A 13,630-nucleotide genomic window follows, 5' to 3' on the forward strand; every position below is an offset into this window, starting at 1 on the left:
TTAACGTACGCTTTTTTTGATGGCTTCTAAGTAGGCGCGTTGCGCTTCTTCGCTAGAAAGCAGCAAGAAGTTCGGAGCCGACAAACCATAGAACTTATTGATGTCGCTCGCGCCGGAGGCTTCTTTCGAGAGCAAACTGCCAGAGCTCAACAAGTACTTGGCGTACAAATCAGGAGCTTCTTGCAGTAACTCGCGTGCCAGTTTTGTCTCTAACCCTTCGCCTTCCAATCGGTTGAGTTGCTCTGCAATGCTTTTGGCCACGATGGCGTAAAGCGATGCTGAAGAGGCAATGCACTTCGCTGCCATGGCTTCTACAATCGCTGCAATATCCAGTTGTAATGTGATGGTGGTAAACATCTGACCGAGCGCCAATTCATTGTCGACTTTGATGCGTTGGTCGAGCAGTTCATCACAATCCACGGGATTTGTTCCTGCGCCGTGTTTTTGGGCAGCATGCTCTGTTGCAAAGTGGAAGCGCTCTGGCCAAATTCGCGCTGCGTCGTTGTCTTTCATCGCGAGCGTCATTTTGCCCTGTTGATCAAATGCAACGATGGCGTTTTGCTGGTTGGACTCCAATGCAATGCCATAACGAAGCCACAAGGTAAGGTGTACTTGGCATAATAGGTCGACGTAATCTTTGAACCACGCCAGCGTATCTTGTTGATAGTACTGCTCTGCCAAGTGTTCTAAGAACAAGCGGTCGTCAGGCATTGGGCTAGCCAGTGCTGCAACCGGAACTAACGCTTTATCTTCGCAATGAGTAAGTGGGTACTCACGTACGATGTACGCGAAGGTTTTATCCTCGCCGACGTGTCCACCGTGCTTTTCGTTGCAATGGAACAAGCGACTGTTTAAGTCGGCGTCCGTTTGTTCAAGGTGGCTGAGTAGGCGTTCAAACCAGTGGCCGTCATACAGTGTTGAAGGCTTGATTAAGCGAATGTTTTTCGTGCCTAGCGATCGCATGATCAGCGGAACTTTGATGTGAATATGCGGCGCGTCGTTGACTACCACAGTACGAACGGAAAGCGTTGGCGTCACGTCTAGGTACGTAAACGGCGCTTCTATCACACCTTCGGGTAAGGCTTCTAAAGATCGCAGGGTGAGCGGATGTGCAGGGAACAGAACGTGGCTCAGTGCAAAATCAGCAGGAAGCCCAACTTGCTCCATGGTCGGCCAGCAATCAGGTTGTTCGCTGGTTAATGTCACCAGTGATTTTTCAATCGCAATCCAATGCAGAGCAAAGCTTGGTGCAAACTCGGGCGCGTACTTAGCAAGGTCTTCATCGCTCAGACCAAACTTCGCCCGCGCAGTTGGATAGTACGGATGGTCAAGGTAAGAAGCGATCTGGTCGGCTAGCAGCAGCTTTTTATGCCAAGAACCAAGCTCGGATATTGGTTGAGAAATGTGGTCTGCGTGATGATGAAACGCTTGGTCACACAGCGCTTTGTGTTTCTCTGCACATTCCAGTTCTTGAAGGTATCCCGCCAGCAACTCGTGAGAGCTCTCATGCGCCAGTGTCGTTAGTAGCGCAATCCACTCTTTGTAATGCTGTTGATGCTCGACTTGGCCATTTTTCTCCACCCACCAACCTTGTGGTGTTTCGTCATTGGCGTGACCGTAGCGCCAGTGCTGCATGTAATACGTTGGCGCAACGGGTAAATACAACGTGAAATCAGAGTTGGCAAATATCAGCCAGACTTGCTCGTCTTGAGGAACAATTACCCCTTTTGGCGCGTCGCTACTGAACTTGGCCTTCGACAAAATGCCAAACATGTCTTCGCGCAAGCAAGTGTCGATCAATCGTTGCGTTAGATACAAAGCGTTGTCATTCATGCTGCCACCTCACGAGTCGGAGCTAGATTGAAATTGTTAAGCGCGTTCTGCAGTGCTTGGTCGAGGTTTCTCCCCGATGGCGAGACAATCGAAATTCGGGCGAGATAATCCTTGTTGGAATAACTCTGTTGGAAGAGTTCTCCCGCGTTTTTTAGTACTTGCTGCTGGGTGATGACATCGCCATCGTGTTGGATGAAGGAGGTTGAATCTCCATCAATCACACCACTGTGATCCGCAACCACATAGTGCACGTGTGCTGAGCCATGAATTTGGTAATCGCCGTCCAATCTTCGGCCCAGATGCAGACCCAAAATTGTGCTAAACCAACCAAAGTGAGCGAGATTGTTGAGCAAGAATTCGCGGCCATCTCCAATACTGCGGTAGTTAATTTCCACCAGAACTGGGCCGTTTTCCGTAATGATAAATTCGCTGTGGCAAACTCCAAAACCAACGCCGAACGCTTTCAGTTGAGCCAAGCAAGCTTCTCGGTGAGTAATGCCGTTTGGTCCGTTCCAGTCCGCGGCGGTTTCGATAAAGTAAGGCGGCTCAGAGAGCGACACATCAAAACCGCCCACGGCGATAAGTTGGTTACCGTCTCCTAAAGTTTCGAGCGTAACCAACGGTCCTTGAAGAAACTGCTCCACCAGAATGGCGGCGTTTGGGTGCTTTTGCCAAAACGCCTCGCAGTAAGCATCGAGCTCGCTTTGGGAGTCACAGCGCTGTACATCTAAACTTGCCACGCCTTCTTTGGGTTTTGCTACGACAGGGAAGGCCATGCCTAATGCCACATTCGAATGGCGATGCAGCAAACAGCTTTGTGTGTTGGGTAAGGATTTTTCATTTAACACTTGTCGAGTTAAGTGTTTGTTTTTGGCCTTTAACGTGACAGACCAATCTTTGGATGGGAGGCCAAAAAATTGCGCGCAGATGGCGGTGGAAGTTTGTAAGTGATCACTATTGCTGAAAATAGCGTCTGGCTTTAATTCATGCTCCGTGATGGTTTCGATGAGTTCTAATGGGTTGAAGACATCACATTCTAGAATGGTATCCGGATTAAAGTGACTATCACGACTCGCCAGCTCTAAATGGCTTAGCTTGTGGTCGGTGATAAGAACGACGTGAAGGTCCATCGCTTTAGCTGCAGGCACAAAGCCGTGAGTGACTGCATCGTTAACGACATGACTTACGATAATCATCGTAGATTTCATGAGCTTTCCTAATTTTCTAACATTTTCTTCTAACGTTGATAAAGTCGCTCACGGTCGTCTTCCAATGTGCCTCTCTCGAGACGGAGGGCAGAAGTTTTAGTGTTTATTGTTATGATATTTGGTTTTTTTTGTTGTTAGTTGTGTTTTTAGGGTAAATAAATATAGAGCATAAAATTAATATTGCAAATAGAAATAATATTTGTTTTTATTTCCATCCGTTGGCTTTATAACAACTAAACGGAATTATGGAATGAATAAATTATTGACCCTGACCCCCTTGGCGGTCGCGATTGGTTCTTCATTAGTAGCACCAAGCGCAGTGGCTTCAGAAGAGACGAACTCAACCCCATCAGCAACTGAAACGATTCAAGTCTTCGGTCATCAGTACGAAGGTTATGCTGAACACATGCCTCAATCAGGCACCAAAACCGATGTGGAATGGCTTGATGTGCCACAAGCGGTATCCGTAGTAACGAAAACAGAAATGCAAGACCGAGGCGCGGTGCGTTTAGTGGATGCGCTAGATGGGGTAGCCGGGGTCAATAACACCTTGGGCGAAGGCAGCCGCGATCAGTTCATGATCCGTGGTTTTGATTCACTCAACGATATGTACCGTGATGGCTTGCGAGATGACGGTACGTTGCAGTCTTACCGCAGCTTAGCGAACGTTGAACGCGTTGAAATTGTGAAAGGCCCTGCGGGTGCTTTGTATGGCCGTGGTTCGGCTGGGGGCATCATCAACTTGGTGACGAAACGCGCTAACGGTGAGAATTTTACTCACGTAAACGGTAGTGTAGGCAGCAACAACCAGTATGTTGGTCAGGTCGACAGCTCAATGGCGTTTTCAGATAAGGTCAACGGGCGTATTAACTTGGAATACCGTCAAGCCGACTCGTACGTTGATCATGTTGATTCAAACGATTTCTTCATTGCACCGACCATTCGTGTGTTACCAGCGGATGGTCACACCATTGATATTGACGTGGAATACGCCCATCAAGAACTAGTGCCGTATCGTGGTGTGCCATCAAAAAATGGCAAGCCAGTTGATTTGCCAGTAAGCACTTACTTTGGCGGCACAAACGACTATCAGGAGTCAGACAGTCTCCGTATTGCGGTGGATTACGAATGGCGTCTGAACGATCAATGGGTATGGAACAACCGAGCGGCGTTCAACCATATCGAACTTGAGCAAAAAGGCACGCGTCAGGGCAAAGTGACGGGTAATGAAGTGTCTCAAACCGTTAACAACTTTGGTTACGATCCACGTACTACGACCACTTTACAATCTGAGTTGGTTTGGGAAACCAGGGACAATCAATTGATGGTGGGTGCAGATTTCAACCAGATCGATATCGACCTAACGTTGGCAAGTGACAAAACGCTTCCTCCGCAAAATATCTACGACCCAGTCGTTGGTCCAACGCCTGATCCGGGCTTTAAGCCATTTCGTGACAATACCACCACCACGACAGGTTTGTATGTGCAAGACGTCTATACGTGGGGTGACCTTTCTTTGATCGGTAACGTGCGTTACGACTCGATGGAGCTAGAACAACAAAAAGCGGGCTCAGATAAGGAAAAATTGGATGATGACAAAGTCAGCTACCGTGCTGGTTTGGTATACCGCATCAATTCCGACACATCCGTATACGCCAGTTTAGCGCGCTCTTGGCAGTTACCGTACGCTGGTATCTACATCAATCCAAAATTGGCGGAATTCTTCCACACCGACTTAAAAGAGGTGGGTGCGAAAGCGTACCTTTTGGATAACGCATTAATGTTGAATGCGGCACTGTTCCAGATTGATCAAGAGCAACCACAAACTAACGTGGACGGCGATGTGATCGATAAAATTGAAGTGCGTCACCAAGGCATTGAATTAGAGGCTCGCGGCCAAATCACCAAACAGTGGGACATCTCTGTGGGTTACAGCTACTTAGATGCGGAAGACAAAGCCACAGGCAAAAAGCCTAACGATGTATCAGACCACTTGTTCTCTCTTTGGAGCACTTACCAATTGGATGACAACTGGCGTTTAGGCGGTGGTGTGAAGTACGTGGGCGACCGTTACGCAGGTAACGACGAAGCCGTCGCACTTGGCGATTACACAACGGTGGATTTGATGGCGGCGTACACCACTGGTCGTCACAAAATCCAAGCGAACGCTTACAACATTTTGGATGAGAAATACATTCTTGGCGCAACAAACGGCACGTCTGGCTTAAACCAGATTGGCTACGGCGCACCAGCCGAGTTCATGCTCAGCTACGGATATCAGTTCTAGGCTTTTTGTGCGTAGTTAGCGCCTGTTAGCCGATTTTTTCCTCATATTGAGGATGTTTAGCCCCGAGAGCCTACGGGATGTATTCTGCCCGAGGCTCAATTTCTCGCAAAGGAGATCTTAATGTCTTACCAGAATTTGGATGGTAAAGTGCGTGTACGTGCTGGTTTGTCTACCACTTACAGTGTGCTTGCGATTGCAATCGCTTCTGCCACATCCATGAGCGCGGTTGCCGCTCCTGCTAAAAAAGAACAAACTACCGCGATGGAAACTGTCGTTGTCACTGGTAGTGTGATTGGTAACTCTGAAATTGAAGACGTCAAAGAGTACCCTGGTGCTCGTACCGTCATTACCCGTGATCAAATTGAGAAAACCGCCGCAGGTTCGATTGATAACGCGCTGCAGCGCGTGCCGGGTATTAAAGTTCAGGATGAAAGCGGAACGGGCGTATTGCCTAACATTTCCGTACGTGGTTTGAAAGCAAGCCGTAGTGGTCATGCTCAGTTTTTGATGGATGGTGTACCGCTAACACTTGCGCCATATGGTCACACTGGTCAGTCTATCTTCCCAGCAACACTGTCGATGCTTGATCGTATTGACATTGTACGCGGTGGTGCCGCAGTACAGTACGGCCCAAACAACGTCGGTGGTGTGATCAACTTAGTGACCAAACCGATTCCACACACGTGGCAAACTGAAATCAGTAACCGCCTTACCGTGTTTGATGGCGGTGATGCGCCACTGAATGATTTTTACCTGCGCACGGGCGGCTGGTTAAGCGACACATTCGCGCTGCAGTTGGAGGGTAACTTCCTAAAAGGCGAAAGCTTCCGTGAACATTCCGATACGGACGTGAAGAACTTTCAAGCTAAAGCACAGTGGCTATTGAGTGACACTCAAGAGATTCAAGCATTCCTGCAACGTTACGATGCTGAAACGCAAATGCCGGGCGCACTTTCGCCACAAGATTACGAGCAAGATCGTCACCAATCGAAACGTCCTTACGATGATTATGAAGGTAAGTCGACGCGCTGGAGTGTTAAGTACATCCACGATTTGCCATTTGCCGACAGTGCTGAGCTAGAAGTGCTAACGTTTGGCCATAAGTCAGAGCGTCTTTTCAAGTGGGGCTTTAACAGCGCGGGTGGCCATTGGGCTGATCCGGCTTTGCCTTCTACGAAAGTAAGTACTTCACCACGAGAGTTCCGTGTTTATGGTATCGAACCAAAGCTTGCTGTTTTTGTTGATGGAGGTGCCATTACGCAAAACTGGATTATAGGGACTCGTTACATTAATGAAGACATTCAATATAAAGTGACACAAATACCAGTGTCAGGCGGAGCCACAAATGTACCGCGAAATTGGCACCTTGATACCGATGCGTACGCAGGCTATGTGAGCAACGAAGTCGGGTTGTTTAATGGTGCGTTAAAAGTCACGCCCGGACTTCGTTATGAATTTGTTGATATGTCCTATAAAGATTTGGGCAGCGGGCAAGAATCTGGAAATAAGGTGACTGAATTATTGCCTGGTGTGACGATCGCATATAACTGGAATGAACAATGGCTGAGCTATGCCAATGCCCAGAAATCTCTTCGCGTTCCTCAGCTTGTTAATGTTCGAGGGGTCGGTGAGGAAAGCAGTGAGTTGGCTTGGAACTACGAATTGGGCATTCGGTATGTTCAAGATTCAACAAGCTTCAATGCAGCTTTGTATCGCATTGACTTTAAGGATCAGTTGCAATGGCGGAGTGCGACAAATACGTCTGAAAATATAGGTAGAACCCTTCACCAAGGTTTAGAGCTTTCTGCTCGTTACGTGCCTGAAGTTCTACCTGCTCTGAGCTTGGGCGCAAGCTATAACTATCTAGACGCTACGCTTGAAGAAGAAGGTGAGAATAAAGGTAATCAACTGCCTTACACCTCTAAGCATCAGCTTGGTTGGGATGCAACCTACGCATTTTACGGCATGGACACCACGCTATCGGGCTTCTACTTCAGTGATTCGTATACCGATAACGCCAACACCAGTGCCGAAGATGCAACAGGCGCAACGGGTAAAGTACCATCTTACATGGTGTGGAACTTCAACTTGGGGACGGATTTATACAAAGACGACAAAGGCAAGTTACGCATGAATGTTGCGGTGAACAACTTGTTTGACGAGGAGTATTACTTCCGCGGGATTGATACAAGCCCAGTTGGTCGGTACCCAGCTCCGGGACGCTCTTACACACTGGATCTGAACTATCAGTTTTAAGCGTTTCGTTCACCGAGTTTGAAAAGAAAAGTCGCCAATTTACCTTGGCGACTTTGCCGATCTTAGGTACTGGAAAACTCTTAACACTGGAAAAAAGCAAGATGAAAAATAAAAAACAATTTACGATCAAACACTTTTCAACCGTTTTGCTGATGCTACTGAGCTCAGCTTTGATGTCATTTAGCGCATTTTCTCAGGTGCGCAGCGTGCAAGATGAGCAAGGCACTTTTGAGCTAGAAGCGATACCTCAACGTATTGTGGTTTTAGAATATTCGTTTGTCGATGCATTAGCGGCAGTCGATGTCTCACCTGTAGGCGTCGCCGATGACAACGATGCCACACGAGTTATCCCTGCTGTTCGCGCCAAGATTGAACCTTGGCGATCGGTCGGCATGCGCTCACAACCGAGTTTAGAGGCTATTGCGGTGCTCAAGCCGGATTTGATCATTGCTGATGCAGAACGTCATCGCGCGATTTATCAAGATTTGCAGCGAATTGCGCCAACTTTGCTGTTAAAAAGCCGTGGTGAGACATATCAAGAAAATCTCGAATCCGCACACAAAATCGGCGTGGCAATTGGCAAACAAGCGAAAATGACACAACGAATTGAGCAGCACAAACAGACAATGGCGGAGTTCAAACAGCATTTTGCAACACAAGAAACCATTCAGTTTGGTGTGGTTTCTGACAAAGGGATGTGGCTGCATAGCCCGGTTTCTTACGCTGGGGGCGTTTTGAGTACGCTGGGCATCCAAAGCCCGCTGGCTCCATCTGAGCAAAAAGCGTATATCCCAACCAGTTTCGAACTTTTACTAAAAACCAACCCTGATTGGTTGTTAGTTGGACTTTACTCTCAACCAAATATTGTGGATGAGTGGCGCAAAAAACCATTATTTAAGCTGCTAACCGCTGCGAAAAAACAGCAACTTGTTGAGGTATCTCCTGAACTGTGGTCGTTAAATCGCGGCATGTTGGCTGCGGAAGAAATTGCCCGCAATCTTGAAGCGTTATTGGAGCGCTCATGAGTTCGGCGATAAGCTCGGAAAGCGCGTCTTCGGTTAGCAAATCGCATTGGAAAGCGAGCTTGTTTGTCTGTGCTATGGCGTTGTGTACGCTCTCAGGCTATGCAGCCTCAATGATTGGCTGGTCCAACTTTTCTTTGAGCGTTAATGATCTGACAAGCTATTGGTTTGCGTTTGATGAGGGCAATATGCTGCATCAAATCCTCGCGACGCTGCGTGCGCCTCGTACCTATGCTGGGTTATTAATTGGCGCTTCGCTTGCGGTATCCGGAGTGCTGATGCAAGGATTGACTCGTAACCCTTTGGCGTCGCCATCCATTCTCGGCATTAATGCAGGTGCGGCGTGTTTTATGGCCTTGGCGTCCATCGGCGTACCATTCTTTAGTCAATTGAACCCAATCATCAACGCAGTACTCGGCGCGCTACTAAGTGGTGGTGCGGTCATGTTGTTGGGCGGTTTTTTCTCCGCGCGTTCTCACCCATTGCGTTTAGTGCTAGCGGGCATTGCCATCAGTGCACTGCTGATAGGGTTAACTCGTGCGTCGGTAATTTTGGCGGATGACATGGCTTACAGCGTGTTGCATTGGTTAACGGGTTCACTCTCCGCGGTAGATTCTGAGCAGTGGCAGCAACTGTGGCCTTTTGCGACTTTAGGTTTGGTGCTCGCCATGGGCTTAGCGCGAAACTTAAATTTACTCGCGTTGGGGGACGAAGTTGCTGTTGGGCTAGGTGGTAACATTCGCCTTACGCGATTTATCAGTGGATTATCGGTTGTGCTGTTGGCAGGAACTAGCGTAGCGATTGCTGGACCAATTGGCTTTGTCGGGTTGTTAGTGCCGCACTTGGTACGCCCGATTGTTGGTCACAGCTATCACATTCTCATTCCGGTTTCCGCCTTGTGTGGCGCGGCATTGGTGACGTGGTCAGATGCTTTATCACGAGCGATTGCTTTTCCGGCTGAAACGCCAGTGGGCGTGATTACCGCGCTGTTGGGCACACCTTGCTTTATCGCGATTGCAATGAGGAAATCATCATGATGAATCAAACCAAACTGTTTGCATTAGTTGGATTGTTGCTGATTGCGTCTTCTCTCACGCTGTTTGTTGGTGCGGCGAACATGTCGGCTCAACAGGTTTTTGCATTGCTGTTTTCTTTCTCTGACTCGGACTTTGTGATTCACCAATATCGATTACCGAGAATGTTGCTCGCCATTGGCGTGGGCGCAGGGTTGGGTCTGTCAGGCGTTTTAGTTCAAGGCGTCATCCGTAATCCACTTGCCTCACCAGATTTAATGGGGATAAGCGCCGGAGCAGGACTGGCGGCTACCGCTTGTTTGGTGCTGTATCCGAATGCGCCAGTGGCAATGTTGCCGATGGTCGCCATGGCGGGAGGCTTGCTTGCTGCTGGCTTTATTGCTGTGCTGGCTTACTGGTCGAAACCAACACCAGCACGTTTGGCGCTGATTGGTGTTGCTGTCAGTGCATTTTTAGCCAGCGGTATCGATTTTCTTCTGATTGTGCACCCTATCGAAATCAACACGGCGATGGTATGGCTAACCGGCAGTTTGTGGGGACGAAACTGGCAACAAGTGCCGTTTATTTGGAGTGCTTTATTGCTGCTACTACCATTGGCGTTTTGGCTGGCTTGGCGGCTAGATGTTATGGGACTGGGAGAAGAAAGCGCCACTACACTTGGCACGAAACCAAGACAGATCCAAATTCTTGCGTTGATTGCTGCCGTGCTATTGGCGAGTATCAGTGTGTCTGTGGCAGGCACGATCAGCTTTGTTGGCCTGCTTGCGCCGCATCTTGCGCGTTTGCTGTTTGGCCACAACCACAAGTTGTTGATTCCAGCCGCTGCAACCCTTGGCGCTTTGTTGGTGATTTGCGCCGATGGTTTAGCGAGAGGCTTACAGCCACCAATTGAGCTACCAGCGGGAGTGCTGACATCTGTTATTGGCGCACCATATTTCATTTTTCTTTTGTATCGTTATAGAGGTTGGTAAGCATGTTACGAACGCAGAACTTATCCGTCGCGTACGGCAAACAGACCATCATTCCAGATCTCTCTTTGTCGATTCCTCAAGGTAAAATTACCGCACTAGTTGGTCCAAATGGTTGCGGTAAATCGACACTATTAAAAACCTTGGTACGCATCTATAAACCCGCTTCTGGCCAAGTGTTGTATGACGACAAACCACTAAGCAGCTACGGTGATAAACGCTTGGCGCGTTCGTTGTCTTTGCTGCCGCAGATTCTTGTCAGTCCTGAAGGTATTACCGTCAGAAAACTGGTCGAATATGGCCGCTCGCCTTATCTCTCTCATTGGGGCCGGTTAAGTCAACAAGACAAGACCTTAGTCGAGCAAGCAATGCAAGATACTGGCGTGATTGAGTTTGCTGACAAGCCAGTTGAATCGCTGTCTGGCGGTCAAAGGCAAAGGGCGTGGATTGCGATGGTAATGGCGCAAGATACCGACGTAGTGATGCTTGATGAGCCAACCACTTACTTGGATCTCTCTCACCAAGTTGAGCTGATGAAACTCATGAGGCAGATGAACGACAAAGGCAAAACAGTGGTCGTAGTGCTGCACGATCTAAACCAAGCGTGCCGTTACTGCGATCATTTGGTGGTGTTGGAAAAAGGTCAGTTAGTCACGCAGGGAACACCGCAAGAGGTACTGACAGAAGGTATGTTGGCATCGGTGTTTGATTTACAAGCGAGAGTATTTAACGACCCAATCTCAGGCACGCCGATGTGTGTGGCGGTGTAGGTTTACGTCTTTCGAAAGCTATCTGCAATAAAAACGTCGATCCATAAAAACAAACCCCGCTAGTAACAAAGTCGCTAGCGGGGTTTGTTGTTTTTAAGAGCGTCCTTAATGTGGCGTTTAAGCCAGTTTAAATGTTGCTACTTTCGAGTTGAGAACCTCAGCTTGCGATTTCAGCTCAGCAGATTGATTCATCGATTCTTCGGCACCAACTACCAAGTGATCGGTCACATCTTTAATGGACGTGACGTTTTGCGTGATTTCATTGGTTACGTGCGTTTGCTCTTCGGCGGCGGTCGCGATTTGCGTTGCCATATCGCTGATCAGCGCAACGGCCGCGTTGATTTCATCCAGAGCCAGTGCTGCGCGATCAGCATCTTCCACCGAACCTTGCGCGAGCTGAGAGCTTGTATCCATGATGGCCACTGCGCGTTGTGTGGTTTGCTGCAAGGTCTCGATCGTCGAGCGAATCTCTTCGGTTGAGGTGTGTGTGCGTTGTGATAGCACGCGAACCTCGTCTGCAACAACGGCAAAACCGCGACCTTGTTCACCTGCACGCGCCGCTTCAATCGCCGCATTCAGAGCCAGTAAGTTGGTTTGCTCTGCGATGTCTCGAATCGTTGATAGCACGGTTGAGATGTCTTGCGCGTGCTGGTTGAGCTCACCGATGACAACGCTCGCTTGGTTGACTTCAGAAGACAAATTATTGATGGACGATTTGGAGTTGATCACCAACTCATGACCGTTTTGTGTGCTTGCTGAAGAGTCTTGAGCGGCTTTAGCCGTCTGCTCTGCATGTGCTGCAATCTCTTGCGTTGCCGATGCCATTTCAGTCACAGCGGTCGCCACCATAGTGATTTCTTGTTGCTGATGGTTCAGATCGGAAACCGATTGATTCGCGCGATTCGTGCTCAGCTCCGATTGTTGGCTCAGTTCTTCCGCTTGGTGACGAATGTGACCAATAAGTTGCTGCAAACTTTCAACGAACTGGTTGAAGTTTTCAGCCAGCTCACCAACTTCGTCACGGTTTTCTACTTTGATGCGTTGAGTTAGGTCGCCGCTACCGTTGGCGATTTGTGCGAGCGCATTCGAAACGTTGTAGAGCGGACGGAACAAGATGCTACATAGCAGATTAAACAAAGCTACACAGATAACGACGACGATGGTGGTTGCGATGATCTGATCCCAAACAGCATCGTAGAGTGGGGCAACCAACGAGTTTTGATCTAACACCGTCACTGTTGTGAGCTTGGTACCCTCTATGTGGCGCGCGTAAATCACATATTCGGTGCCGTTAATAGAGACGCGACGCTCTGTACCTGAACGTGCGGCAGACGTAATGTCGTTGTTGTTGAGGCCTAGCTTGCTAACCGGTTGATTCAGCAGTTTACCGTTGTTATGAGTGAAAATATTGCCCTGTTCATTGGCAATAAACATATAACCTTCACCCGGTAGGATCACTTGGTTGAGGCTGTTCAGGATATCACCGATCTCTACGTCAGCACCCAGAACGACGGTTTGACCATGCAATTGCAGGGCTTTACCGAGCGACACCACATTCGCACCAGTTGCAGCAGCAACGGTCGGGTTATCCATAAAGACTTTCGATGGATTGGCAATGGCGTTGGTGTACCAGCCCCACTTGCGAGGATCGTTATTACCTGGTGGCAAAACCACCCCATTAGCGTTGTCTTGTGACCCGTCCGGGTAAGCGAGGAAAACGTTATCGAACGCGCCAGAGTCTCGGACTTGTTTCAAATGCGTAACCAGAGAACGTTTCTCTGAATCAGAAGAGAGTGAAGTTAGTGCGCGCTCTTTAGAGAGTAGCCAGTCCTTTACGTATTGATTGTAAGATGCGCTAGTGCTTTCTAGTCGCTGTGCGACTTCGACATCGAGCCTATTTAATGAATCTCGAAAAGACAGCCCCTCTACCAGCACTCCCCCTAGAATGATGGCGGCACTGGCAGAGATTGCCAGTTTGTTTTTTAATGATAGATTTTTGAACATAAAGCGAATAATAGATCTTTGAATAATAGTTGTTGTGTTTTTATTCTCATCAGTGCTCTCTGCGCTGTTGAATATGCAGCAGAAAGTTAGATTCGAATCTGTTCAATAATTATATTTTATTGCTCAAAATAAATACTGACTCCATGTCGCGAATTTGAGTTTTACATCAAATAAGCAAAAGGATTTGGAACGATATTATTTATGTATTTGTAAAGTAAGGATTTGTCGATTTTTGTAAATGAGAATTG

At 48.3% G+C, this 13,630-nt stretch carries 9 protein-coding genes; 6 read left to right on the forward strand and 3 right to left on the reverse strand.

The window, feature by feature from the left end:
- Window positions 1-1,833: an IucA/IucC family protein gene (locus tag R7093_RS06190; RefSeq protein ID WP_318146555.1), complete on the reverse strand. Its 1,833-nt coding sequence runs from the start codon at window positions 1,831-1,833 to the stop codon at window positions 1-3.
- Window positions 1,830-3,041: a hypothetical protein gene (locus R7093_RS06195; protein ID WP_318146556.1), complete on the reverse strand. Its 1,212-nt coding sequence runs from the start codon at window positions 3,039-3,041 to the stop codon at window positions 1,830-1,832. The genes R7093_RS06190 and R7093_RS06195 overlap by 4 nt, the downstream gene beginning before the upstream one ends.
- Window positions 3,042-3,291: 250 nt before the next feature.
- On the opposite strand from R7093_RS06195, the gene R7093_RS06200 reads away from it, so the two are divergent.
- From R7093_RS06200 to fecE, 6 genes are all read left to right on the forward strand, one after another.
- On the forward strand, window positions 3,292-5,328 hold the full coding sequence (locus R7093_RS06200) for a TonB-dependent receptor (RefSeq protein WP_258645300.1): 2,037 nt from the start codon (window positions 3,292-3,294) through the stop codon (window positions 5,326-5,328).
- A 120-nt stretch (window positions 5,329-5,448) separates the two neighbouring features.
- A complete protein-coding gene (locus tag R7093_RS06205; protein WP_318146557.1) occupies window positions 5,449-7,584 on the forward strand; it encodes a TonB-dependent siderophore receptor in 2,136 nt (711 codons plus the stop codon).
- Window positions 7,585-7,685: 101 nt separating this feature from the next.
- Complete coding sequence (locus R7093_RS06210; RefSeq protein WP_318146558.1) at window positions 7,686-8,609, forward strand: Fe(3+) dicitrate ABC transporter substrate-binding protein FecB; 924 nt, start codon at window positions 7,686-7,688, stop codon at window positions 8,607-8,609.
- Between the two features lie 74 nt (window positions 8,610-8,683).
- Window positions 8,684-9,643 (forward strand): FecCD family ABC transporter permease, encoded by a 960-nt coding sequence (locus R7093_RS06215; RefSeq protein ID WP_411913248.1) that lies wholly within the window; start codon window positions 8,684-8,686, stop codon window positions 9,641-9,643.
- A complete protein-coding gene (locus tag R7093_RS06220) occupies window positions 9,640-10,611 on the forward strand; it encodes a FecCD family ABC transporter permease (RefSeq protein WP_005383459.1) in 972 nt (323 codons plus the stop codon). Before R7093_RS06215 ends, R7093_RS06220 begins: the two co-directional genes overlap by 4 nt.
- A 2-nt stretch (window positions 10,612-10,613) precedes the next feature.
- Complete coding sequence (gene fecE, locus R7093_RS06225; RefSeq protein ID WP_318146560.1) at window positions 10,614-11,378, forward strand: Fe(3+) dicitrate ABC transporter ATP-binding protein FecE; 765 nt, start codon at window positions 10,614-10,616, stop codon at window positions 11,376-11,378.
- A 117-nt stretch (window positions 11,379-11,495) separates the two neighbouring features.
- Here the strand turns inward: fecE and R7093_RS06230 are convergent, their stop codons facing one another.
- Entirely contained in the window at window positions 11,496-13,382 is a 1,887-nt protein-coding gene (locus R7093_RS06230; protein WP_318146561.1) for a methyl-accepting chemotaxis protein, read from the reverse strand.
- Between the last annotated feature and the right edge of the window lie 248 nt (window positions 13,383-13,630).

Source organism: Vibrio sp. 1580 (assembly GCF_033340055.1).

Bases quoted from the DNA above. Each gene is read 5' to 3' on its own strand.
- R7093_RS06200 (WP_258645300.1), top strand. From the start codon at position 3,292: ATGAATAAATTATTGACCCTGACCCCCTTGGCGGTCGCGATTGGTTCT.
- R7093_RS06205 (WP_318146557.1), top strand. From the start codon at position 5,449: ATGTCTTACCAGAATTTGGATGGTAAAGTGCGTGTACGTGCTGGTTTG.
- R7093_RS06215 (WP_411913248.1), top strand. From the start codon at position 8,684: ATGGCGTTGTGTACGCTCTCAGGCTATGCAGCCTCAATGATTGGCTGG.
- R7093_RS06230 (WP_318146561.1), bottom strand. From the start codon at position 13,382: ATGTTCAAAAATCTATCATTAAAAAACAAACTGGCAATCTCTGCCAGT.
- fecE (WP_318146560.1), top strand. From the start codon at position 10,614: ATGTTACGAACGCAGAACTTATCCGTCGCGTACGGCAAACAGACCATC.
- R7093_RS06220 (WP_005383459.1), top strand. From the start codon at position 9,640: ATGATGAATCAAACCAAACTGTTTGCATTAGTTGGATTGTTGCTGATT.
- R7093_RS06210 (WP_318146558.1), top strand. From the start codon at position 7,686: ATGAAAAATAAAAAACAATTTACGATCAAACACTTTTCAACCGTTTTG.
- R7093_RS06195 (WP_318146556.1), bottom strand. From the start codon at position 3,041: ATGAAATCTACGATGATTATCGTAAGTCATGTCGTTAACGATGCAGTC.
- R7093_RS06190 (WP_318146555.1), bottom strand. From the start codon at position 1,833: ATGAATGACAACGCTTTGTATCTAACGCAACGATTGATCGACACTTGC.